General features: G+C 62.6%; 21 protein-coding genes. 5 read left to right on the forward strand and 16 right to left on the reverse strand.

What is annotated here, in order from left to right:
* The first annotated feature begins 33 nt into the window (after positions 1 to 33).
* Positions 34 to 2,073: a TPM domain-containing protein gene (locus HMPREF2808_RS08905; RefSeq protein WP_070624488.1), complete on the forward strand. Its 2,040-nt coding sequence runs from the start codon at positions 34 to 36 to the stop codon at positions 2,071 to 2,073.
* A 671-nt stretch (positions 2,074 to 2,744) separates the two neighbouring features.
* Here HMPREF2808_RS08905 and HMPREF2808_RS08910 read toward each other — a convergent pair.
* From HMPREF2808_RS08910 to HMPREF2808_RS08920, 3 genes are read right to left on the reverse strand one after another with little or no spacing between them, the layout of a single operon-like run.
* A complete protein-coding gene (locus tag HMPREF2808_RS08910) occupies positions 2,745 to 3,167 on the reverse strand; it encodes a hypothetical protein (RefSeq protein ID WP_070517869.1) in 423 nt (140 codons plus the stop codon).
* The gene (locus tag HMPREF2808_RS08915; RefSeq protein ID WP_070517870.1) at positions 3,167 to 3,685 is read right to left on the reverse strand and encodes a hypothetical protein; all 519 of its coding nucleotides are present in this window, start codon (positions 3,683 to 3,685) and stop codon (positions 3,167 to 3,169) included. The genes HMPREF2808_RS08910 and HMPREF2808_RS08915 overlap by 1 nt, the downstream gene beginning before the upstream one ends.
* On the reverse strand, positions 3,685 to 5,064 hold the full coding sequence (locus tag HMPREF2808_RS08920; protein WP_070519608.1) for a glycine--tRNA ligase: 1,380 nt from the start codon (positions 5,062 to 5,064) through the stop codon (positions 3,685 to 3,687). The genes HMPREF2808_RS08915 and HMPREF2808_RS08920 overlap by 1 nt, the downstream gene beginning before the upstream one ends.
* Positions 5,065 to 5,254: 190 nt before the next feature.
* On the opposite strand from HMPREF2808_RS08920, the gene HMPREF2808_RS08925 reads away from it, so the two are divergent.
* Entirely contained in the window at positions 5,255 to 5,554 is a 300-nt protein-coding gene (locus tag HMPREF2808_RS08925) for an ArsR/SmtB family transcription factor (RefSeq protein WP_070519606.1), read from the forward strand.
* 27 nt (positions 5,555 to 5,581) lie between these two features.
* Entirely contained in the window at positions 5,582 to 6,001 is a 420-nt protein-coding gene (locus HMPREF2808_RS08930) for a Fur family transcriptional regulator (RefSeq protein ID WP_070519604.1), read from the forward strand.
* Between the two features lie 27 nt (positions 6,002 to 6,028).
* On the opposite strand, the gene HMPREF2808_RS08935 is transcribed toward HMPREF2808_RS08930, so the two are convergent.
* The 11 genes from HMPREF2808_RS08935 to hemW form a co-directional block, all read right to left on the reverse strand.
* Positions 6,029 to 6,781 carry an isoprenyl transferase gene (locus HMPREF2808_RS08935; RefSeq protein ID WP_070519602.1) on the reverse strand — a complete coding sequence of 251 codons (753 nt, stop codon included), beginning with the start codon at positions 6,779 to 6,781 and terminating at the stop codon, positions 6,029 to 6,031.
* A 10-nt stretch (positions 6,782 to 6,791) separates the two neighbouring features.
* Positions 6,792 to 7,508: a DNA repair protein RecO gene (recO, locus tag HMPREF2808_RS08940; protein WP_070519600.1), complete on the reverse strand. Its 717-nt coding sequence runs from the start codon at positions 7,506 to 7,508 to the stop codon at positions 6,792 to 6,794.
* On the reverse strand, positions 7,509 to 8,504 hold the full coding sequence (gene era / locus HMPREF2808_RS08945; RefSeq protein WP_070519598.1) for a GTPase Era: 996 nt from the start codon (positions 8,502 to 8,504) through the stop codon (positions 7,509 to 7,511). It abuts the gene before it with no gap.
* A gap of 774 nt (positions 8,505 to 9,278) precedes the next feature.
* The gene (pdxY, locus tag HMPREF2808_RS08950; protein ID WP_070519596.1) at positions 9,279 to 10,127 is read right to left on the reverse strand and encodes a pyridoxal kinase PdxY; all 849 of its coding nucleotides are present in this window, start codon (positions 10,125 to 10,127) and stop codon (positions 9,279 to 9,281) included.
* A gap of 116 nt (positions 10,128 to 10,243) precedes the next feature.
* Complete coding sequence (gene ybeY / locus HMPREF2808_RS08955; protein ID WP_070513587.1) at positions 10,244 to 10,819, reverse strand: rRNA maturation RNase YbeY; 576 nt, start codon at positions 10,817 to 10,819, stop codon at positions 10,244 to 10,246.
* Positions 10,816 to 11,781, reverse strand: a complete 966-nt coding sequence (locus HMPREF2808_RS08960) for a PhoH family protein (RefSeq protein ID WP_070519594.1) — start codon at positions 11,779 to 11,781, stop codon at positions 10,816 to 10,818. The genes ybeY and HMPREF2808_RS08960 overlap by 4 nt, the downstream gene beginning before the upstream one ends.
* Positions 11,782 to 11,791: 10 nt before the next feature.
* Positions 11,792 to 12,532: a 16S rRNA (uracil(1498)-N(3))-methyltransferase gene (locus HMPREF2808_RS08965; protein WP_070519592.1), complete on the reverse strand. Its 741-nt coding sequence runs from the start codon at positions 12,530 to 12,532 to the stop codon at positions 11,792 to 11,794.
* Positions 12,532 to 13,674: a molecular chaperone DnaJ gene (gene dnaJ, locus HMPREF2808_RS08970; RefSeq protein WP_070519590.1), complete on the reverse strand. Its 1,143-nt coding sequence runs from the start codon at positions 13,672 to 13,674 to the stop codon at positions 12,532 to 12,534. The genes HMPREF2808_RS08965 and dnaJ overlap by 1 nt, the downstream gene beginning before the upstream one ends.
* Positions 13,675 to 13,728: 54 nt before the next feature.
* Positions 13,729 to 14,763 (reverse strand): heat-inducible transcriptional repressor HrcA, encoded by a 1,035-nt coding sequence (gene hrcA / locus HMPREF2808_RS08975; protein ID WP_070624489.1) that lies wholly within the window; start codon positions 14,761 to 14,763, stop codon positions 13,729 to 13,731.
* A gap of 10 nt (positions 14,764 to 14,773) precedes the next feature.
* The gene (locus HMPREF2808_RS08980) at positions 14,774 to 15,946 is read right to left on the reverse strand and encodes an ATP-binding protein (RefSeq protein ID WP_070520134.1); all 1,173 of its coding nucleotides are present in this window, start codon (positions 15,944 to 15,946) and stop codon (positions 14,774 to 14,776) included.
* A gap of 423 nt (positions 15,947 to 16,369) precedes the next feature.
* A complete protein-coding gene (hemW, locus tag HMPREF2808_RS08985) occupies positions 16,370 to 17,518 on the reverse strand; it encodes a radical SAM family heme chaperone HemW (protein WP_070519587.1) in 1,149 nt (382 codons plus the stop codon).
* Between the two features lie 142 nt (positions 17,519 to 17,660).
* Between hemW and HMPREF2808_RS08990 the strand changes: the two genes are divergently transcribed.
* Both HMPREF2808_RS08990 and HMPREF2808_RS08995 read left to right on the forward strand, forming a co-directional pair.
* Positions 17,661 to 19,034, forward strand: coding sequence for a hemolysin family protein (locus HMPREF2808_RS08990; protein ID WP_070519585.1), 1,374 nt, complete (start codon positions 17,661 to 17,663; stop codon positions 19,032 to 19,034).
* Positions 19,034 to 20,101 carry a CNNM domain-containing protein gene (locus HMPREF2808_RS08995; protein ID WP_070624490.1) on the forward strand — a complete coding sequence of 356 codons (1,068 nt, stop codon included), beginning with the start codon at positions 19,034 to 19,036 and terminating at the stop codon, positions 20,099 to 20,101. Before HMPREF2808_RS08990 ends, HMPREF2808_RS08995 begins: the two co-directional genes overlap by 1 nt.
* Before the next feature lie 118 nt (positions 20,102 to 20,219).
* Here the strand turns inward: HMPREF2808_RS08995 and HMPREF2808_RS09000 are convergent, their stop codons facing one another.
* Together HMPREF2808_RS09000 and HMPREF2808_RS09005 are read right to left on the reverse strand one after the other, a co-directional pair.
* On the reverse strand, positions 20,220 to 20,900 hold the full coding sequence (locus HMPREF2808_RS09000; RefSeq protein WP_070519581.1) for a hypothetical protein: 681 nt from the start codon (positions 20,898 to 20,900) through the stop codon (positions 20,220 to 20,222).
* 125 nt (positions 20,901 to 21,025) lie between these two features.
* Positions 21,026 to 22,867: an AMP-dependent synthetase/ligase gene (locus HMPREF2808_RS09005; protein ID WP_070519578.1), complete on the reverse strand. Its 1,842-nt coding sequence runs from the start codon at positions 22,865 to 22,867 to the stop codon at positions 21,026 to 21,028.
* Positions 22,868 to 22,923 lie beyond the last annotated feature (56 nt).

Genomic DNA, 22,923 nt, shown 5'->3' on the forward strand with positions numbered 1-22,923 from the left:
TCTAGCGCTGGGTGGGAAGGTATCGTGGTGCGCATGACTACTGCTGCTCGTTTTGGTCGCGCCGCCCTTGCCGCTGTGGTGTTGGGGTTGGCCACTGCTAGCCCCGCCGTGGCGGCGGACTTCGTTCTCGCCGCACCCGAGGCGGCCTCCATTAAGGACAAGGTGACGGATGAGGCGGGGGTGCTCTCGGACTCGGAGAAGTCCGAGTTGGAGGACAAGATTGCCGCGCTGCAGCAGGAGAACCACGTGGTGATTTTCGTGGTCTTTGCCTCCTCGCTGTCGGAGGGCGCGGAGAGCTATGCAGGTGAGATTGTGCAGTCCAAGGGCCCGAACTCCGCGGCCTATGTGGTGGGCGTGGATGATTCCACCGTGGGCGTGCAGACGGGTAAAGACTGGCCGCGTGGGCGCCTGGATGCGATGTATGACGCGGCCTACGCCAAGCTTGCCGAAGGTCACCAGTACGGCCCCTCCGCACTTGCGCTTGTCGACGCTGCCGCTTCCGGTTCTGCGGGGTCGTCTTCTGGCGCTTCTGCTGCTTCTGACTCCGATGGCTCCGGAGGCCTGTGGCTAGCTGGCGGCGCAGGCGCGCTGGCTTTGGCGGGTGGCGGAATCGCGGTGGCCAACAGGCGCAAGACAAAGAAGGACTCGGCGGCCACTCTGGAGTCCGCGCGCCAGATTGAGCCGGGCAATACCGCGCAGCTCGACCGCCTGGATATGGATACGTTGGAGAAACTGGCGCAGGAGGAGCTGGTCTCCACCGATGAGTCGATCCGCCGCGGCAAGGAGGAGCTCGACATCGCGGTGGCCGAGTTCGGCCCCGAGCGCACCCGCCCGTTCACGCGCGCGATGAACCACTCCACGCTAACACTGCAGAAGGCATTCCAGCTGCAGCAGAGGCTGCAGGACAACCTGCCGGAATCGACTTCGGAGCGCCGTCAAATGCTGGTGGAGATTATCTCTTCCTGCGGGCAGGCAGATGATGCGTTGGATGAGCAGGCGGCGGACTTTGCCAAGATGCGTGACTTGCTCATCAACGCCGGTTCCAAGCTGGATGAGCTGACCCAGCGCACCGTCGATCTGCGCGGGCGTCTGCCGCAGGCGCGCACGACATTGTCATCCCTCAGTGCTTCTCATTCCGCGGAGGCGTTGTCCTCGATTGCGGATAACCCGGAGATGGCAGAGGTCTCGCTCGACGAGGCTGAGAAGTTGCTGTCGCGCGGTCGCGAGCTGCAGTCCCAGCCCGCCGGGCAGCAGGGCCCTTTGGTGGGCTATATCCGCGATGCCGAGCATGCGCTCGAGGTCTCCGACCGCCTGCTCAGCGCCGTGGAGAACGCGGAGAACTCGATCACCGCGGCGCAGGATAACCTGCCGGCGCTCATCGATGAGGTCGAGGAAGAAATCGCCGAAGCACAGCAACTCGAGCAGCAAGGAAAGGCGCAGGGCTCCCCTGCCGATTGGTCCGCGCTGGAGTCGCTGCTCGTTCAGGCGCGGGAGGCGCTCAGTGCGGCTCGCCAGCAGGGCAAGGCCGACCCGCTGGGGCAGTACACCGCGCTGACGGCGCTCGATAGCAAGCTGGACGAGCAGCTCGATACCGTCCGCGAAACCAACGCCACCCGCGAGCGACAGATTGCGCTCTATCGCCAGCAGATTGCCGCGGCCGAGTCCGCCATCCAGGCGGCGGAAGACCTGCTGTCCTCGCGCGGCCGCGTGGTGGGCCCCGATGCGCGCGTCGCGCTTGCCGATGCCTCCCGCCTCTTCGCCCAAGCCCAGAACTCCGCCTCCAAGGACCTGCGCGCGGCGCTCAACTATTCCCGCGATGCCGCTTCTGCTGCGCAGACTTCGCTCAACCGCGCGAAGGAAGACCTGGAGGCTTATCGCCGCCGGGAGCAGCGCCGCCAGGCCACCGATGCCGCGGGCAACATCCTCACCGGCATGGTCATTGGCCAAATCCTCGGCGGCGGCAGCTCCCGTGGTGGAGGCTTCGGTGGCGGCTTCTCCGGTGGTGGAGGCTTCGGCGGCGGTGGCTTCTCGGGCGGCGGAGGCGGAGGCGGTTTCCGCGGCGGCTCCTTCTAGCCGCCCCCTCCCCTGCTCCGATTCCTCGCCTTCTCCCCTTTTCCGCCGGCGGCTCCCCCAGCCGCCTTCATACTTCTCCCCTGCCCGGCGCCTAGGCCTCGAAGCCCGCGGCCCACACCCGGCATCTCATAACCGGGGCGGTCCCGCATGGCATCTCACAAAAGGCGCCTTGCACAAGGCATCTTCTAGAAGGCGTTTTCACAGCTAAAAACGCCTTTTGAGCCCTCCACATGGCGTTTTCAGCCCCAAAGGCGCCTTTTGTCAGACACCATTTGCCAGATGCCTTCTGTCGGATGCCGTTTGCGAGATGCCTTCGGCCGGATTTCCTGTGCACGCATCCGGCGATTGGACCGCGTCTCGGTAGCCGGCCAATCAGCTCCTCGGATACGGGGTGGTGCGAATGCACGGTAGGTGGAACACGGTCATGCACATGGTTCTCGTCAAAAGGCTTCTCTCACAAGGTTGCAGTCAAACGGTTTACCTGGGGGCAAGTAAACCTTCTGCACCGAGCTAGATGGTTCGTTTGGGGGCAAACAAACCTTATGACTGCAACCATCTAACTAGAACCCTCTACTGGCATACCAAGCCGAGCAAGGATGCCAGAAGAGCTCCCCTTTTGATGAAATCACCCAAGTTTCCACGCCAGTTCTGGCTATATCGCGGAAGGTAGGTTAGGTGCGAAAGGGGCGGACGGAGCCGTCGAGAAGCAGGCAACAGTAGCTGGTGAAGGCAGCGTCCGTGAGGGGGAGCTCGCCCACCGCGACTTCGAGGTCGCGGCCCCGCGGGGTGGTGCGGGCGACCTCGGCGGCGGGGCCAGACAGAGCGAGGATGCGGCGCTCGCGGCGGAATGGATTCGTGCGCTCAAGCAGGTACTCGCGGCCCTCGCACGCCGCGCGCAGCTTGTTCACTGTGAAGCTGGTCTGTTCCGCGGAAAAGTCGGGCCCGCGCACGGTAAAGCGGCGCGCGCCCGGGATGTGCTCGAAGGCGATGGTGGTGTCCGTCCCGGGCAGCAGCAGGCCCGTCGGTCTCACGCGGGCGATGACCACGCCCGCGCCATCCACCAGCGCCTCATCGCGCCACACCCAGCGCTGCATCAGAGAAGCACCGCAACAATGGCAACGATGGTCATGAGCAGCAGCGTCGCGATGATCGGAATCGCAGTCTTCTGCGTCCGCGCCTCCAAAATGACGCGCGTAAACCAGCTCAGGGCAGCAATCTCCGAGTGGCTGAGGTCATCGGAATCATCGCTGTCCTCGCCCTCGAATTCGAGGATGGCCTTACGCACACCAGAATTCTTAGAGGAGAACTGGGCGATTTTCAGCCCCTCGTGGTCCTCGACAATCCAGTCGCCACCGGACTCGTTGATGAAGGCGAACGTGCGCCCATCCAGGGAAGCTTCCAAACGCTTATCGCGCTTGGGGTTGCCCGCCAGGCGGTAGACGCGGTCATCTTCCAAGGTCACCGACGCGCCCAGGTCATCGAGTCCCAAGCGCCAGTGCTCGCCTTCCACGTCCGCCGAGCGCTCCTGGAACATGCCCAACGACGCCGGCCCCTCCCCCACGAGGAGGACCGGGTTCTTGCGGTCGCTGCGGTCCCAGCTGGTGTAATGCATTAGCAGCCAGCCAGTCGGGCGGCCAGGTAAGCCTCAAGCTCGTCGAGCTTGACGCGCTCCTGCTCCATGGAGTCACGCTCACGCACGGTGACCGCGTTGTCCTCGAGGGTGTCGAAGTCATAGGTCACGCAGAACGGCGTGCCGATCTCATCCTGGCGGCGGTAGCGGCGGCCGATCGCACCAGAGACATCGAACTCCACGTTCCAGTTGGCGCGCAGCTTGTTCGCCAATTCGCGGGCCGGGGTGGACAGCTCTTCCTTCTTCGACAGCGGCAGCACGGCCACCTTGACCGGAGCCAGACGGCGGTCCAGGCGCAGCACCACGCGCTTATCGGTACCGCCCTTGGCGTTCGGGGCCTCCTCTTCGTCGTAGGCATCGATAAGGAAGGCCATCATGGCGCGGCCCAGGCCGGCAGCCGGCTCAATAACGTACGGGGTCCAGCGCTCGCCAGCCTCCTGGTCAAAGTAGGACAGGTCCTCGCCCGAGCCCTTGGTGTGCACGGAAAGGTCATAGTCCGTGCGGTTGGCCACGCCCTCCAGCTCGCCCCACTTGGAGCCCTTGAAGTTATAGGCGTACTCGACGTCCACGGTGCGCTTGGAGTAGTGGGAGAGCTTCTCCTGCGGGTGCTCGTAGAGGCGCAGGTTCTCTTCCTTGATACCGAGGTCGATGTACCAGTTGAAGCGGTCATCGATCCAGTACTGGTGCCACTCTTCGTCCTCGCCCGGCTTGACGAAGAACTCCATCTCCATCTGCTCGAACTCGCGGGTACGGAAGATGAAGTTACCCGGGGTGATCTCGTTGCGGAAGGACTTACCGATGTTCGCAATGCCGAACGGCGGCTTCATACGCGCCGAGGTCATCACGTTCTTGAAGTTCACAAAGATGCCCTGCGCGGTCTCCGGGCGCAGGTAGTGCAGACCCTGCTCGTCGTCGACCGGGCCCAGGAAGGTCTTAAGCAAACCGGAGAAGGCCTTCGGCTCGGTCCAGTCACCCGGCTGGCCAGTCTCCGGATCGTTGATGTCAGCCAGGCCGTTGGCCGGCTCGTGGCCGTGCTTTTCCTCGTAGGCCTCGATCAGGTGGTCCGCGCGGTAGCGCTTACCGGTGTGCTTGGACTCCACCAGCGGGTCGGTGAAAACCTCAACGTGGCCGGAGGACACCCACACCTGGCGTGGCTGGATCACGGACGTATCGACGCCCACGACGTCATCGCGGGACTGCACCATGTGGCGCCACCACTGGCGCTTGATGTTTTCCTTGAGCTCGACGCCAAGCGGGCCGTAGTCCCACGCAGAGCGGGAACCGCCATAAATTTCACCTGCCTGGTAGACCAAGCCGCGGCGCTTACACAGGCTGACGACGGTATCAATGACGGATGCCATAGCTAATGGGACTCCTCTGGTAGGGGACAGTCTTTATACAGTGCGGCCTAGTCTAGCGTGCCCCTCATCGCCGCGTGCCTTCACCCCAAAAGTGTGGTGCATTTTATACACATTTCCGCATTCTTCGGCTATAGTACCGATAGCTCTCTTTTTAACTCTCCATCAATAGATATGACTGAAGGTGAATGGCGTGACCAACACCCAGACTGACACCCTTTCCTTTGATCTGGCGGCGGCTGCCACCGTGATTAGCGCTTTGGATTCACCATTGCGCATCGATATCATTCAGCGCCTCTCCGAGCGCGACCACTACGTCCACGAGCTGGTCGCCGCGACCGGCAAATCGCAGCCGCTTATCAGCCAGCACCTGCGGGTTCTCAAGCGCGCGAACATCGTCGACAGTGAACGCACCGGCCGTGAAGTCCGTTACTCTTTGGTGGCCCCTAAGGTGCTGCCTTTACTTCGCGACGCCTCACTGGCCACCTCTTAATGGAAGTGTGTTGATAAACTAAGCCCCATGGCCATCCACGACAGTATTCCCAAACTCGGCGCTCGCAATACCCGCCAGCGCACCGCCGTCGTTGAGGTCCTGCGCAGTCTCGACAAGTTCGTCTCCGCCAAGGACATTCACCAGGCGCTTATCGACGGTAACCAGAAAGTCGGCCTCACCACCGTCTATCGCACGCTCCAATCACTCTCGGAGATTGACGCAGTCGACGCGCTCCACATGCCCTCCGGCGAGACCCTTTACCGCCACTGCGAGAGCGATGCGCACCACCACCACTTGGTGTGCACCAAGTGCGGCCGCACCGAAGAGATCGATGGCGGCCCGATTGAAGAGTGGGCCTCCTCTATAGCCAAGGAGCACGACTTCGAGCTCACCGGGCACGATGCCGAGATCTTCGGCATCTGCGCTGAGTGCCGCGCCCGAAACTAAAGTTTCGGGCGTTAGAAACGATGCTGGCTATTTGACGCCGCCGAAGCGGCGGTCACGCCGCGCGTACTCTTCCACCGCGGCGAACAAGTCTTCCGGCGTGAAGTCCGGGAAAAGCTTGTCCTGGTAAATCATCTCTGCGTAGGCCGACTGCCACAGCAGGAAGTTCGAAGTGCGCTTCTCACCGGAGGGGCGCAAGAACAAATCCACGTCCGGCATATCGGGGTCATACATCACCGAGCTCACCGTCTTCTCGTTGATGGAGCGCGAGTCGAGCTCGCCACGGGAGACTTGCTCGGCGAGCTCCCGGATGCCGTCGACAAGCTCGGCGCGCCCACCGTAATTCACGCACATCACCAGAGTCATCTTGGTGTTGTCCTTGGTCAGCTCCTCGGCGGCCTCGAGCTCCTTGATAACTGAGCGCCACAGGCGCGGGCGGCGGCCGGCCCAGACCACGCGCACTCCCCTCTCGTTGAGCCAGTGGCGCTGGCGGCGCAGCACATCGCGGTTAAAACCCATGAGGAAGCGCACTTCCTCGGCGCTGCGGCGCCAATTCTCGGTGGAGAAGGCATAGGCGGAAAGGTAAGGAACACCAAGGGAAAGGCAGGCATCGACGACGTCGAGAAGCACTGCTTCTCCCCGACGGTGACCTTCGGTGCGCTTCATGCCGCGCTCCTCTGCCCAGCGGCCGTTGCCGTCCATGACCAGCGCGATGTGGCGCGGCAGGAACTCCTGCGGGATAGCGGGCGGGTGGAGGACTCGGTTCGGGTCAGGCGTAATCACGGGTTACAGTCTACTGTTCCATGATCCCCAGCGCGCCAACGCTTCGCTCAAGATGCCATTGCAGGTGCGCGCGGGTGAGGCGATGGGCCTCTTGGGCTTGGGCGTTTGTCGGCTGGCTGGGGTGGTCATGGGCGATGAGCCACATGTGGTGCAGGGTTTCTGGGTCTACCTCGGCGGCGCCTGGTGGACGGCATTGGTGGCAGGCGGCGCCGCCCACGGCTGGGTGGAAGGCGTGGTGCGGGCCGGGTCTTTGGCACTGGGCGCAATCGAAAAGGCTGGGAGCCCAGCCGGCATGGGACATGGCTTTGAGGAGGAAGGCGTCGAGAAGCAGGAGCGGATCGCCGTGCTGCAGCTTGTCGAGGACATCGACGCAGGCCTCGTAAAGGTAGGGATCGCCGGGCGCGTCGGCGGCGGCGAGGCGCTCGGCGGATTCGAGGGCGGCGCAGGCAGCGGTGTAGCGCTCGTAATCCTCGATGATGCGCGCTCCGAAATAGTCCACCGTGTCTGCCTGCGTGATGGTGTAGAGGTTGCGGCCGGGGTAGAGCTGCACGTCGAGGTTGACGAAGAGCTGCAGGCGGGAGCCGAAGCGCGACTTGGCGCGGCGCACACCCTTGGCCACCCCGCGCACGAGGCCGTGGTGGCGGGTCAAGAGCACGATGATGCGATCCGCCTCGCCGAAATCATAGGAGCGGATGACGAGGGCGCGGTCGCGGAAGTTTTCGCGCATTTAGAAACCCAGGCGGCCCAGCGCCTTCGGGTCCGACTGCCAATTCTTGAGCACCTTAATACGCAGGTCAAGATAGACGTTCTGGCCGAGCAGCTGAATGATTTCCTTGCGGGCGGTGCCCACGATGCGGCGGAAGCGGCGGCCATCCTTGCCCTCAATGATGCGCTTCTGGCCGGGGCGCTCCAGGTAGAGGATGGCGTGGACGTTGAGGACGTCGGGGCGCTCCTGGCTGGGCAGAATCTCATCGACTTCGACGGCGACGGAGTGCGGCAGCTCGTACTTCAGGCCAGACAGCGCGGACTCGCGGATCAGCTCGGCGATGCGCTTGGACTGGTCTTCGTCGGTGACATGGTCATCGGGGTAGAACTTGGGGCCTTCGGGGAGGTGGTCCACGATGACCTGGGTCAGCTCATCCAGCTGCACGCGCTCGGTGGCGGAAACTGGGATGACCACGGCATCGGGGTTCTCTTCGGCGAGCAGCTCATGCAGGGCGAGCAGCTGGGCGCCGACTTGGTCCTTGGAGGCCTTATCCAGCTTGGTGACGATGCCGATGATGGGGGTCTTCGGGGCGACCTTGCGGACGTTCTCCAGGATCCACCGGTCTCCGGGGCCAATCTTCTCATCCGCGGGGATGGTCAGGCCGATGACGTCGACGTCGGCGTAAGTGTCTTTGACCACCTCGTTGAGGCGCTCGCCAAGCAGAGTTCGCGGGCGGTGCAGGCCGGGCGTGTCGACGAGGACGATCTGCGCATCCTCGCGGTGGACTAGGCCACGGATGGGATGGCGGGTGGTTTCCGGCTGGTCAGCGGTGATGGCGATCTTCTGCCCCACCAACGCGTTGGTCAGGGTGGACTTGCCAGTATTGGGGCGGCCGACAAAGGACACGAAGCCGGAGCGAAAACCCTCGGGCGTGTCGGTGTACTGCGAGTAGTCGGCGGCGGTGGCTTCGCCCTCGGCTGGTAGGTCCGCGAAGGCGGCATCGAAATCAGTGCTCATATTGCCTCATATCATAACGCAACAGCTGCCGAGTCCCGTTCTTGTTGTATCGCTCTGCTCGGGCTCTCGCCGTGCGGCCCGCAAATCTTCCTGCCGATACGCCGGCAGATGGTCCTTGTAGTTTGGTCCTTCTACTCTGGTCCCTTCTCTGTGCAAAGGGACTATCTGGTGCCGGTTTTCGCGTGCTAAATGGTCCCTTTAGTGTGCGAAGGGACCAGACTAAAGGGACCTTCTGTGCTCCTCCGGGGGTCATCCGCCCTGCAGATGGTTCGAGTCAGGCGGTTCTAGTCATAAGGTTTCCTTGCCCCCAAACGAACCATCTAGCGGCCTCCAGAAGGTTTGTTTGCCCCCAAGAGAACCTTCTGACCCGAACCATGTGAGTAGCACCTTATGGCTGGAACCGACATCGTTGAGAGGATCCGCGAAAGCAGCGGTGAGGTGAGGGTGAAAGTTGATGGCGCGGGCGTATCCGCCGCATGGCGACTGCGAAAAAGCTTGCGCCAAATGGCACCTTGCAAATGGCGTCTGTCAAAGGGCGTCTTTGGTGGTAAAAACGCCATCTGGACGCCGCAAAAGGCGTTTTCAGGCGTGAAAACGCCTTTTGACAGATGCCTTCTGCGGGGATGCCATTTGTCGGACACCTTTTGCAGGCCAAGGATCAGACTGGCGCGCGAGACCAAGCAAGACCAAGGCTCAGGCTGGTGCGCGAGGCCAAGAAAACCAGACAGAGCCCAAGGCTGCAAAGGCGCGCGGGCAGCGGAAGAGGTGTGAAAGCTAGAGCTCCTCGACCTGGAACTGCAGCTGCGGGTTGGCAAAGACGTCCTGCGACTCGATGAGCAGCAGCTCCTGGGAATCTGCCTCGTAGGTGTTCTGCAGCAAGTCGAAGACGGAAGACGCGGTGCGCTTGAGCGCTTCCTTCGCATCATGCGTCTCCACGTAGTGGCCGGTGAAAAGCGAGGCCGTGACATCACCCGAGCCGTTGCGCTTGAACGGCAGCTTGGGGGTGGTCACCAGGAAGGCGCGCTCACCGTCAACGGCGAGCATCTCAATCTCATCCTCACCGGTTTCCGGACGCTGCACCGAGGTCACCAGCACGGTCTTCGGGCCGATCTCCTGTGCGCGCTTCACCGCGGCGAGGGTCTGCTCCAAGGTGCCCACCTCGGAATCGGTTAGGTAGCCCAACTCAAACTGATTCGGGGTGATGATGTCCGCGACCGGAACGACCTTATCGCGCAGCAGCGGCGGAATCTCATCGGAGACGAAGCAGCCGGACTTGGCGTTACCCATCACCGGGTCGCAGGCATAGAGGGCATTCGGGTTCACAGCCTTGATGCGGTTCACAGCATCCACGATGGCACCGGCGATGTCCGGGCCGCCCTGGTAGCCAGACAAAATCGCATCGATGCGTGGGAAGGCGCCGCGCTTCTCGATGCCATCCACAATCGCCGTGACCTGGTCTGCCGGGATCATCGGCCCGCCCCAATCGCCGTAACCGGTGTGGTTGGAGAAGTTCACCGTGTGGATAGGCCATACCTCATGGCCAGCGCGCTGAAGAGGAAAGACTGCTGCGGAATTGCCCACGTGGCCGAAGGTGACGTGGGACTGGATGGAGAGGATATTCATAGCTCTCCATTGTGCTACGCCCCACCACGCACCTCAACGATTAGCCCCATTTAAGCAAACGCACTGCCTGTGTTTGTCCGCAACAGACACAGGCGGTGGGCCCACTCACATCCGGATTACAGGCCGCCGCCGGGAACTTCCTTATCCAGCTCGGCACGCTCAGCGGCATCCGGGAAGGCCTTCGGGCCAGAAGGCTTGGGCTGGTAGCTCACGCCACGCGCCGCCAAGTCCTCATACCAGTCCGCCAGCAGCTCGTTCTGCAGGCCGAACATTTCCTTCTCCTCCGCCGCAGTGGTGTGGTCATAGCCCAGCAGGTGCAGGCAGCCATGCACGGTCAGCAGAGCCAGCTCGTGGCCCAGTGAGTGGCCGGCGGCTGTGGCCTGGCGCTGGGCAAACTCCGGGCAAAGCACGATATCGCCCAGCATCGCAGGGCCGGCCTCCACCGCATCAGGGCGGCCTGCGGTAGCGCCCGGGGTGAGCTCATCCATGGGGAAGCTCATCACGTCCGTCGGGCCTTCCAGGTCCATCCAGCGCACGTGCAGCTCCGCGATGGTATCCAGATCCACCGCGGTAATGGTGCACTCGGCATCCGGATTCACGTCGAGGCGGCCGAGGGCGTAGGAGCAGACGTCGATCAGCATCTCCTCGTTGACGCCGTCATAACCGGACTCGTTAATAAACTCGATGCTCATTTCTTCTCCTCCTGCTCAGCAAAGTTATCGTAGGCCTCGACAATGCGCCCGACCAGTTGGTGGCGCACCACATCAGCAGAGCCTAGTTCCGCGAAGTGGATATCCGGCACGCCCTTCAGGATGCGGCGCACCAGACGCAGCCCGGAGACCTGGCCGCCGGGCAAGTCCACCTGGGAAATATCGCCGGTCACTACGATGGTGGAGCCAAAGCCCAAACGAGTCAGGAACATTTTCATCTGCGCCGGTGTGGTGTTTTGGGCCTCGTCGAGGATGACGAAGGCATCGTTGAGCGTGCGGCCACGCATATAGGCCAAGGGGGCGACCTCAATAATGCCGGCCTCCATGAGCTTCGGAATCATCTCCGGATCGATCATGTCCCGCAAAGCGTCGTACAACGGGCGCAGATAAGGATCGATCTTGTCGTTGAGCGTGCCCGGCAAAAAGCCCAGCTTCTCCCCCGCTTCCACGGCCGGGCGGGTCAAGATAATGCGGCTAACCTGCTTGGCGCGCAGGGCCTGCACCGCCTTGGCCACCGCCAAGTAGGTCTTACCGGTACCGGCCGGACCGATACCGAAGACAATCGTGTTCTCATCGATGGCCTGCACATAGCGCGACTGCCCAAGAGTCTTCGGCCGCACAGCCTTGCCGCGGCGCGAGACGATATCGGCCGCGAGCGTCTCGGACACAGACGCCGGGGCCTCCACGGCCACCAGGTCCAGAGTGTGCTTCACCGTATCCGTGCTCACCGGATGTCCACGGCGGGCAATCGCCTCGAGCTCCTCTAAAACCTTGCGTGCGCGGGCCACCTCATAATCCGGTCCGGCAGCCGTGACTGTGGTGCCGCGAGCGAAGAGGTCCACACCCACGAGGTTGCCCAAAACGCGCAGGTTATCGTCCGCCGGCCCCAGCACGGTGGCGAGGTAGGCGGAGTCGAGATCAAACTTGGTGGTGATAATAGGCACGCCCAAAAGGCTACCAGCGCCCAGTCAACGTGCCGATGCTGGCCAAGGCCACCATGCTTGCCGACGCCGTCCGCAACACCTCCGGCCCCAACTTGATCGCCGTCGCACCGGCGTCCTGTAGGCGGGCTAGTTCCTCCGCGCCGATGCCGCCCTCCGGCCCCACCAGCAGGTAGATCGTGTCGGTGGTGTCAAGGTCATTCAAGTCTTTGAGGCGTAGCGTGGCGTCCTCGTGGAGGACCAAGGCGCGGGCGCCAGATATCTCCTGGCATAGCTGGCGGGTAGTCAGCGGGCCGCGCACCGCGGGTACGCGCACTCGGCGCGATTGCTTCGCCGCCGCCACGGCAGCAGATTCCCACTTCGCTAGCGCCTTCGGGGCCTTCTTGGCATCCCACTTGGACACGCAGCGATCCGCCTGCCAGGCAATGATCTCATCCGCCCCGGCCTGGGTGGCCAGGTCGACGGCGAGTTCGGCGCGCTCAGACTTGGGGATAGCCTGGACCACGACCACCCTCGGGGAGGGTTCGGGGAGGATCGCGAGGTCGTCGACAAGCGCGACCAGCGTGTCCTTGCCCTGCGTTTCAGTGATGGTGGCGGTAGCGCGGCGCCCAGACCCGTCGATAAGCACCAGGCTCTCGCCCGGGGTCATGCGCTTAACGGTGACCGCGTGGCGGCCCTCCGCACCATCGAGGCCCACGGGCTGGCCGACCTCAGCGTGGGACAGGTCCGGGTGGAGGAAGACGGGCAGAGACATTAGCGGCGGAACTTATCGCGGAAGCGGCTAAAGAGGGACTCGCCCTGGTCATCCCCGGCGTGGTGCACCTCGGTGCCGCCGTGGCCGGCGTCACGCACCTTCTCCAGTGCCTCGCGGGTCTTCTTATCCAGGTCAGTCGGGACAACAACATCCACGTGGGCGTGGAGGTTGCCAAAGCCGTCGGTGCGCAGGCGCGGCATGCCCTTTCCTTGGAGGGTGATGGACTCGCCCGGCTGGGTGCCCGGCGCGATATCGATGGTGAGCTCCTCGCCGTCGAGCTGCTCGACGGTGCACGAAGCACCCAGCGCGGCATCCACCATGGGCACGCGCACGGTCAGGTGCAGGTCATCGGCGTTGCGCTCGAAGACGGGGTGCGGCTCGGTGTGCACCTCAACGTACAGGTCGCCAGCGGGGCCGCCGCCGTGGCCGACCTCGCCCTGGGACGCCATGCGGATGCGCATGCCATCACCAATGCCGGCGGGGATATTCACCGTAATATCGCGACGCTTGCGCACGCGGCCATCACCGCCGCAGTGGCCACAAGGATCGGTGACTACTTCGCCGAAGCCGTAGCACTTCGGGCAATCGCGGGTGGTCATCATGTTGCCCAACATGCTGCGCTGGACCTCTTGGACCTGGCCCATGCCGCCGCAGTGATCACAGGTCACCGGCTTGGACTTGGACTCAGAACCGGTTCCCTCACAGCGGTCACAAACCACAGCGGTATCCACCTTGACCTGCTGCTTAACGCCGCTATAGGCCTCCTCGAGGGTAATGGTGGTGCGCAGGAGCGCATCATCGCCCGGCTGCACGCGGGAACGCGGGCCGCGGGAGGCAGCTCCCCCGCCGAAGAACTCGGCGAAGATATCGCCGAGGCCGCCGCCACCGAAACCACCAAAGCCGCCGCCCTGGGCCGCGCGCTCCTCCATGGGGTCACCACCCATGTCCACAACCCGGCGCTTCTGCGAATCCAGCAGAACCTCCTGTGCAAGGGAAGCCTCGCGGAACTTCTCCGCGGCCTCCTCATCGCCCGGGTTGACGTCCGGGTGGTACTTGCGCGCCAGCTTGCGGTAGGCCTTCTTAATCTCGGCATCCGACGCCGACTTTTCTACACCAAGAATGCCGTAGTAGTCACGAGCCACGTACTGTCATCCTTCTATATCTCGTTGATACTAAATCTAATCCGACGGGCCAGCTTACTCGCCCGCCAAAATTTCACTCACATAGCGTGCAACGGCAGAGACCTTGGAGATTGTTCCCGAATAATCCATATACGTCGGCCCCACCACACCGAGCCCGCCGAGTGCTGCAGCCTCCGAGCCGGTGCCGAGACCATAGCGCGTGGCCACGACGGAGGTTTGGCGCAGCTCATCGGCCTCGTTTTCCTCGCCAATAGAGACCGATACATTGCCTAGGTCCGGCACGCGGGCCAGCAACTTCAGCACCACGACCTGCTCTTCAAGAGCCTCGATGATAGAGGGCAGGCCCTCGGGCAAGGCCACGCGGGTGAGGTTGGAGGTGCCGGCCATAATCAGGCGATCGGAGGGCTGCTCCACGAGGGTTTCAATCAGCGTCGTCGCCGCCTTGAGGAGGTAGGGGCGGATGTCGGCCGGGGAGTCGTCGACAAGCGCGGCCAGCTCCACCGAGGCTTCCGTGAGCGTCTTGCCCTCCAGAGCAGTGTTGAGGATATCGCGCAGGCGGTGGGTCTGCTCGGGGTCGATGACATCATCGAGCTCCACATTGCGCTGATCGACGCGCCCATTGTCCGTAATCAACACCAAGAGCAGACGCACCGGTGACAATGCGACAACCTCGCAATGCTTCACGCGGGAGACCTTGAGGTTTGGCATTTGCACCACCGCAGCTTGCTTGGTCACCTGGGCCAGCAGCTGGACGGAGCGGCGCAAAACGTCTTCCAAGTCGACCCCGCCTTCGAGGAAGGAGAGCATGGCGCGGCGCTCGGGTGTGGACAGCGGTTTGACGTCGTGGAGCGTATCGACGAACTGGCGGTAACCCTTCTGCGTGGGCACGCGCCCGGAGCTGGCGTGTTCTTGGGCGATGAGCCCTTCGGCTTCGAGCACGGCCATGTCATTGCGAATCGTCGCCGAGGACACGCCCAGCTGGTAGCGCTCGAGCAGGGCCTTGGAGCCGACGGGCGATTGCGAGGCGATATAGTCCGCGACGATGGCGCGCAGGACCTCTTGGCGGCGGGCATCGGTGGAGCTGGACATGTCTTTAAGGCTATCCGTTCTGGCGGGCGATGAAGTCGTCAAAATTTGGCACAGTGTAGCTCACCCTGCCGTGTTCTGGAGCATAGATCAATCCTTTACTAATGAGCTTGGCTCGCACAGGACCCAGTTTCTTCGTGTCTTTACCTAAGATGTCCGCGATGTCCTTGCTCGAGATTTCCTCTCCGCCAACCTTTGCCATCGCGGTCAAGTAGTCCCGCTCGGCTGGAGTAGCGCGATCCCACCTGGCTTGGAAAAACCCGCGGTCCAACTGCTCAATTCCAAGCCGCGCGGCGCGTCGAGCTGCATCGGAATCCATAGGTGAAGTTCGCGCAGTGCGCCACATTTGTGCACCAAATTCCTGGATGAAATACGGATACTGCCCCGATACATTAGCTAGATATTCAACTGCTTCATCGTCAAATTCCACATTCTGTGTCCGCGCAGGTTCACGGAAGGCGGCAACTGCGGCATACATTTCGAGCCTGCCAATTTGGCGCACCTCGAACATTCGCTCTGCATAAGAGCGGGACTCCGCCAGAATCCCTGGCAGACTCGGGAGCCCAGCGCCAATAATGTAAAAAGGCAAGCCCAGCTGCGCTGCTTCATGTTGTGCAGAAATGAGTGCTTCGAGCAGCTCTTCATCAAGGTCTTGCATTTCGTCGATGAAGATTCCTAAAGCTTTATCCTCCTTGAGGAGCGTCGTAGTGATGGCCTCGATCACATCGTGCAGATCAAGCTCGAGGTTTCCTGTTGCCGGAGGAATATCTCCTACTTCAACCCCAAGGTCAATAATGCTTTGTCCTACCGAGAGCGAAAAAGATTTTACGGCCGCAGCAATAAAGTGAAAACCCTCAGATACCTTGGCTTTCGTCCGATAGCGCAAAGAGGCTTTGGCTAAACCTTGCGCTAGAGCACGGCGGGCTCCTTCTCGTCCACGTGCCCCCTGCGAAGCCTCAAACTTAATCGTTAGCCAGTCGGCTTGGTCAGCCTTCCTTTTTAATTGGTTGAGCAGCACGGTCTTACCCACTCCACGCAAGCCAACGAGCAACATTGGACGGCCAAGCAATCCGTTCTGGACGCGTTTGACAAGATTGTCAAACGCATGAAGGTCTCTCTCGCGCCCAGTAAGAACTGTCGGCACGATGCCCGAGCCAGGAGTATAGGGGTTTAAGGCGTCATCCATGCCACTAATACTAGCAATATCGAGAGCGACTAACAGGTTTCTCGACGTGGAGAGAGAAACTAACACCGCTATCAAACTTCCCGACGACAGGAGCAAAACTAACAAATTCCCGGCGGAGCTAACCTTAAGTCCCCATGTCTCCTCGACGTCGAAAGGCCAAGGCCTAGCCACTTCTTCGCAGCTTCGCGGTTGCATCACACAGCTGGTTCTACTCAGATGGTTCAGGTCATACGGTTTACTTGCCCCCAAACGAACCTTCTAGCAGCCTAAGGAAGGTTTGTTTGCCCCCAAACAAACCTTATGACTAGAACCTTTCCACTGGAACCATGTGCGGAAGGCTGAGGACAGGCCACGAGCAGGGTACGGCCGCTAATGAGCCAGCTGATGCGGATCCGGAGGTCGGCCCGCAGGCGGGGCAAGCCCCTAGCGAGCGGTGCCTTCGGCGGTATCTTCGGCGACAAGGAGGTCGGTGATGATCCCATCCGCGAGCAGGCGTCCCGCCTTGGTCACGCGGAGGTGGTCGCCGGCGCGCTCGAGCAGGCCGCGAGAGATGTAGTCAGCCATGACTGGCTCCGCCGCCGGCGCTAGCCAGGACGCGGGGATGCCCTCGCGCAGGCGCAGGCCCAGCATGATGCGCTCGGTGTGGCGATCGGCGGCGCTGAGCTCCTCGCGATCCTTGATGGGCAGCTCCCCCTCGCCCACGGCCTTGATATAGGTCCGCGGGTTCTTCACGTTGAAGAAGCGCTCGTTGCCCAAATGCGAATGCGCGCCCGGGCCCGCGCCCCACCAATTGCCGTCCACCCAGTAGATGCGATTGTGCTGACACTCCCCACCCGGCTTGGCCCAGTTGGAGACCTCGTACCATTCAAAGCCTTCGGCCTCGAGCGTGGAGGAGATCATCTCATAGCGCCGGGCCAGAACGTCCTCGTCCGGAGCCGGAAGCAGGCCCTTCGATACCTTGCGGGCCATGCGCGTGCCGTCCTCCACAATGAGCGAATACGCACTGATGTGGTCCACCCCGGTCTCCAGGGCGCGCTCCAAGGTCAGGGCAACGTCGGCGTCCTCTTCCGTCGGCGTGCCATAAATCATGTCCAGGTTGACGTGCTCGAAGCCCGCGGCACTAGCCTCGCGGGCAGCATCGAAGGCACGGCCCGGGGTGTGGGCTCGCTCGAGCACTGCGAGCACGCCCGGTGAGGCGGACTGCATGCCGAGGGAGAGGCGGGTGAAGCCGGCGTCGAGAAGCCCGGCGAAATACTCCGGCGAGGTCGACTCCGGGTTGGATTCCGTGGTGACCTCCGCGTCTGGGGCTAGGCCAAAGGTGTCGCGCACCCGATTCAACACACGGCCCAGCCCCTCGGCACCCAACAAGCTCGGCGTGCCGCCACCGATAAAAACTGTTTCGGCCTCACGGCCTACCTGGGCCGCCCCCATCTCCAGCTCTTTCTCCAGCGCAGCCAGATAATCGCTGGTCAGATCCCCTCCCAGCTCACCGGGCGTATAGGTGTTGAAATCGCAGTAGCCACAGCGCGAGGCACAGAAGGGAACGTGAATATAAAGACCGAAGGGATCCATGGGGAACAAAATAACCGACTAAACCGTTGAAGCGGTAGTCTATAGTGCAGATTTGCAACCCCGATAGTGAAGAAAGGCCCCCTTTTTCGTGGAACCTCCGAGTCGATGTCCCCGCCGTCTCCTTAAGGCGGTGGGGTAAGCCGTGTTATCTGCCATCCTGATGATTGTGGCGGGTTTCGCCGTCATCGCTCTCATTATCGTGGCCAACGCGTACTTCGTCGCGCAAGAATTCGCCTTCATGTCCGTGGACCGCACGCAGCTGCGCCAGCGCGCTGCGACTGGGGATAAACCAGCGGAGCGCGCGCTCAAAATCACGCAGAAAACCTCCTTCATGCTCTCCGGCGCACAGCTGGGCATCACGATTACGGGCCTGCTTATTGGTTATGTGGCCGAGCCCCTCGTGGGCCAAGGCCTGGGCCAGCTGCTCGGCGGCGTGGGCGTGCCCACGGGCGTGTCCGTTGCCATCGGTACGGTGACCGCGCTGGCCGTGTCGACGGTTCTCACGATGCTCTTTGCCGAGCTCTTCCCGAAGAACTACACCATCGCCGCCCCCATGAAGACAGCGCTGTGGCTGTCCGCGTCCACGATGTGGTACCTCAAGATCTTCGGCTGGTTGATCCACTTCTTCGAGTATTCCTCCAACGCCATCCTCAAGGTCTTCGGCATCGAACCGGTGGAGGATGTCGATTCCTCTGCCACCACCGATGACCTGGAGTCCATCGTGGATGCCTCCCACGAGGCCGGCGACTTGGATGAGGACACCTACCTGGTGCTCGACCGCCTCCTCGACTTCCCCGAACACGACGTGGGACACGCCATGATTCCGCGCTCGCGCGTGGATGTCATTGAGCCGGAGACCACCATCGGCGAGGTGCGCGAGATGATGTCGGAGAACCACACCCGCTACCCCATCATCGACGATGAGCACAATCCCATCGGCGTGGTGCACCTCTACGACGTGCTGGGCACCGAGCTGCCCGTGGCCACCCCGGCCCGCGAAATCATGAAGGAACCCGTGGTAGTGCCGGAGCTCATGCCGCTTCCCGACGTCGTCACAGAGCTTCGCGACGCCGACGAGAAACTCGCCTGCGTCATCGACGAATACGGCGGCTTCGTCGGGATTGTGACCATGGAGGACTTGGCCGAGGAGATCCTCGGCGATGTCACCGATGAGCACGACCTCGAAGAGACCGAAGAGATCACCGAGCAAGACGAAACGCACTGGATCGTCGACGGTGACACCCCCATTGACGAGATCGAGCGCGCCATCGGCCACGACCTGCCCGAGGGTGATTTCGAAACCGTCGCCGGCCTGCTCATCGCGCAGTCCGGCACGCTGCCGGAGGAAGGCGAAGAGCTCGCCATCGAGTTGGAGGCCGAGCCGGAAGACTGGGTCGACGGCGACGAAGCCCCCACCCGCACGCTTAACGTGCGCGTCGAGGAAATCGACCGCCACGTGCCCTCCGTCCTAGCCCTCGAGCTGGTGGAGGAATTCCCGGAAGGAGACGATGACTAATGACTGATACCTGGTGGTTCAACCCCCTCATCACCATTCTCATCATTGCTGCCTCCGGCTTCTTCGTGGTCATCGAGTTCTCCCTCATGGGTGCGCGCCGCAACCGTCTGGAGGAAACCGCGGAATCCTCCGCTGCCTCGCGCGCGGGCCTTCGCTCGCTCAACGAGCTGACCATCATGTTGGCCGGCGCCCAGCTGGGCATTACCGCCGCAACCTTCGTCCTCGGTGCCGTGACCAAGCCGTGGGTCCATCACCTGCTCATGAGTCCGTTGGAGGCCCTCGGCTTGCCGCTGGGCGTTGCTGACGTCGTCTCCTTCCTCCTCGCACTTTTCGTCGTGACCTTCCTACACCTGGTCATCGGTGAGATGGCGCCGAAGTCCTGGGCCATCGCCCACCCGGAGACGGCCCTGCAGCTCATTGCGGTTCCTGCCCGCGGCTTCATCTGGCTCTTCCGCCCGCTGCTGATCTGGATTAACAAGATGGCGAACAAGCTGGTGCTCATGACCGGCGAGGAACCCGTCGACCGCGCCGGTGCGGCCGGCTATGACGCGGAGACCCTGCGCCACCTCGTCGAGCACTCGCGGCAGACGGGCACGCTTGACGACGACTCCGCGAACCAGATCACCGGCGTCATCGAGCTAGAAGCGTCCACCGCCGCACAATTGGCCCGCGAGCACGGCTCGGAAATCTTGCCTCTGTCTTCCGATGCCACGGTGGCTGAGCTGCACGACCTCGTCGTAAACAAGTCCATCATGCGCGTGCTGGTCTACCCTCGCGCCTCGCGCATTCCGCGCATCGTCCACGTCCGCGATACCCTGCTGGCGGATCCGGAAACCCCGGTGCTGGAGTTCTCCCGCCCCGCGTTGGCGGTGAGCTCCTCCTCGACCGTGCAGAAGACTCTGGATCAGATGCGCGCCCGCAACGAGCAGCTCGTCATGGTGGGCAAGCCCACCAAGGACAAGACCGTGTGGATCCTGACCTGGGATGACATCATGGGCCAGCTGTGGCCGCAGATTACGGAGCAGCTGGACCAGGCCGCGCCGGCCGCCAAGAACCCGGGGGCCTAGCGCGTACGCGCTAGGCGCCACGCCAAGCAACGAAAAGCGCCACCGAGAGAGGGAATCTCGGTGGCGCTTTCCTTTTGTCCTTGTGTGTTGGCAACAAGGAAGTCTGTGATGCGGCTCCTTAAGCGGTCGTGGCGGCCTGCTTCTGGCGCTTAGCCCGGACGCGGGCGACGACGGCGTCGATACGCGCGCGCTCCTCGAGGAAGGGCGGCGGATTGTGCCCGCGCATGGTGCGCACGAAGGCGGGGTGCGCCTCGACGACGGTGTGGCGCCAGGCCTGCACGGCAATAAGAGAGGATTCTCCCGCGCGCTTGTACAGGTTCGGCAGGGAGACCACGTCGAGGTTGCGGGCCACCGCGTCGGTTTGCGCCAGCACGTACTCCACCAGCTCGCGCAGGTAGGCAGCCACCGCGGCGGTACGGCCGCGCAGGGTTTCTGCCAGCTCGGAGACCACGACAGGCGGGCCGGAGATGGGCAGGCCCTCAGCGAGCGCGCGGGCGGTGAGCTGTTTCGGTTCCTCGACGTCATTGTCGCCGGAGGAGGCAGCCGAGATAGTGCCGGACTTCAGGCCGGAGACCAGCGCCTGGCGCAGGCCGATGAGCTCGCCGACGCAGCGCCCGGAATCCACGCGGGCGTCTTCGACGATATCCCCCAGCTCGGCCAAGCAGTCGAGGGAGAGTTCATCGTCCCAGTCCTCGATGGCCTCGATGAGGTGCTCGATGTAGTCGACGACTTCATCGCCGATGTTATAGATTTCTTGGGTCAGCTCACGGTGGCGCAGCTCGGCTGCGATCTTGTGCATAGGCCGCCCTTCCCGTGAGAACCTCTAGTTGAGGTTTAGAGTTTTTCTGACCCCGCTGACTCTATTAGAGATCCTCGCATTCGGCTGCGCGACACTCCGAAGGAATTCACAGACTCCGTCCAGCCTTATTTCTTGCCGGCGTAGAGGCGCTCGATGTCGGCCGCATAGCGCTGGGCCACCACATAGCGCTTGACCTTCAGGGTTGGGGTGAGCTCGTTGCTTTCCTCGGTGAGGTCCTGATCCAGGATGACGAACTTCTTAATACCCTCCGCGTGGGAGACGGTGGCGTTGACCTGGTTGATGGCGTCCTGAATATCCGCGCGCAGCGCCGGATCGGCAGCTACCTCACGCATCCCCTTGGTCGCGGCGATGTTGTGGTCCGCCTTCCAGCGCTTGAGCGCGTCCTCATCCAGGGTGAGCAGCACGCCGACGAAGGGCTTGCCGTCACCGACCACCATGGCCTGGGAGATCAGCGGGTGGGAGCGCAGGATATCTTCCATCGGGCCGGGCGAGACATTCTTGCCGCCCGCAGTCACAATGAGGTCCTTCTTGCGGCCGGTGATAACGAGCTTGCCTTCTTCGTTGATCTCACCGAGGTCGCCGGTGTTGTACCAGCCATCCTGCAGGGCATTCTCGGTGGCTTCCGGGTTCTGCCAGTAGCCCTTGAAGACGATATCGCCCTTGATCAGGATCTCGCCGTCCTCGTTAATGCGCATCGTCGTTCCGCCCAGCGGCGGGCCGACGGTGCCGATGGACTGATCCACGAAGTCCACGGCGGCAGCCGCTGCGGTCTCCGTAAGTCCATAGCCCTCGTAGATGGTCACGCCGATGCCGCGGTACCAGTGCAGCAGATCCTGCGAGATGGCCGAGCCACCGGAGATGCAGTACTTGACCTCGCCGCCCATTGCCTGGCGGATGGCGGAATAGACCAGCTTGTCAAAGGCCTTGTGCTTGGCCTTGAGGACTCGGTTGGGACCCTCCGGGGTGTCCAGTGCCTTGGAGTATTCGATGGCGACCTTCTCCGCGCTGTCGAAGATCGCGCCCTTGAACGCGGAGGAACCATGTGCCTTGGCGGAGGCACCGTTGCGCACCTTTTCAAACACGCGCGGAACGCCGAGAATCAGGTTCGGGCGGGAACGAGCGAACTCAACGGTGATGGTGCTGAAGTCCGCCCAGTGGTTCTGGGACGCACCACCGATGGTGACGGCCAGTGACACCGCACGGCTGAAGACGTGCGCCAGCGGCAGGAAGGTCAGGACGTGTGCGCCCGGCACGGCGATGGCGCCAATCGGGTTGGTCAGCAACCCGCGGGCTTCCGCCAGCCAGTTGCGGTGGGTCAGCATGCAGCCCTTGGGGCGCCCGGTGGTGCCGGAGGTGTACACCAGGGAGGCGACGTCGTCAGTGTGCGTGGCTTCGATGCGCTGGTTGACGGTGTCGTCGCTGATGTCGCGTCCCTCAAACTTCAGCGTATCGACGGCCGAAGAGTTGATTTCCAGAACACGGCGCAGCTGGGAGGGGGAACCGTGCAGCTGCGGGGTGCCGTCCTCCTGCAGCTTCAGGTGCTTGACCAGCTCGGAGTGCTCGCGGGTTTCCGTGATGGCGAGGATTGCGCCGGAGTCCTCGATAATCCACTGAACCTGGGACATCGACGACGAGGGGTACACCGGAACGGAAACCGCACCGGCGGCCCAGATGGCGTAGTCCAGCAGGGACCACTCATAGCGGGTGGTGGAAATGAGCGCCACGCGGTCACCCTGCTCCACGCCGAAGGCGATGAGCCCCTTGGCCACCGCGTAGACTTCCTCGACGAATTCCTTGGCGGTGACGTTGACCCACTCGTAATTCGCCGGGCGGGTAAACAGCACGCCATGTGGGCGGGCGTGCGCCGTAGCCATCATGGCGGTAAGGCACGTTTCGCCGTCCTTGATCTCGAATTCCGCTTTGGTGTGCGCTTCATTCAAAGTCACAGTTGTGTCCTTTCCCACAAAAACTAAATTCCAGCCCACTCTACCAACCTGATTTA

Origin of the sequence: Corynebacterium sp. HMSC078A10, assembly GCF_001811565.1 — a bacterium.
Taxonomy (GTDB): Bacteria; Actinomycetota; Actinomycetes; order Mycobacteriales; family Mycobacteriaceae; genus Corynebacterium; species Corynebacterium hesseae.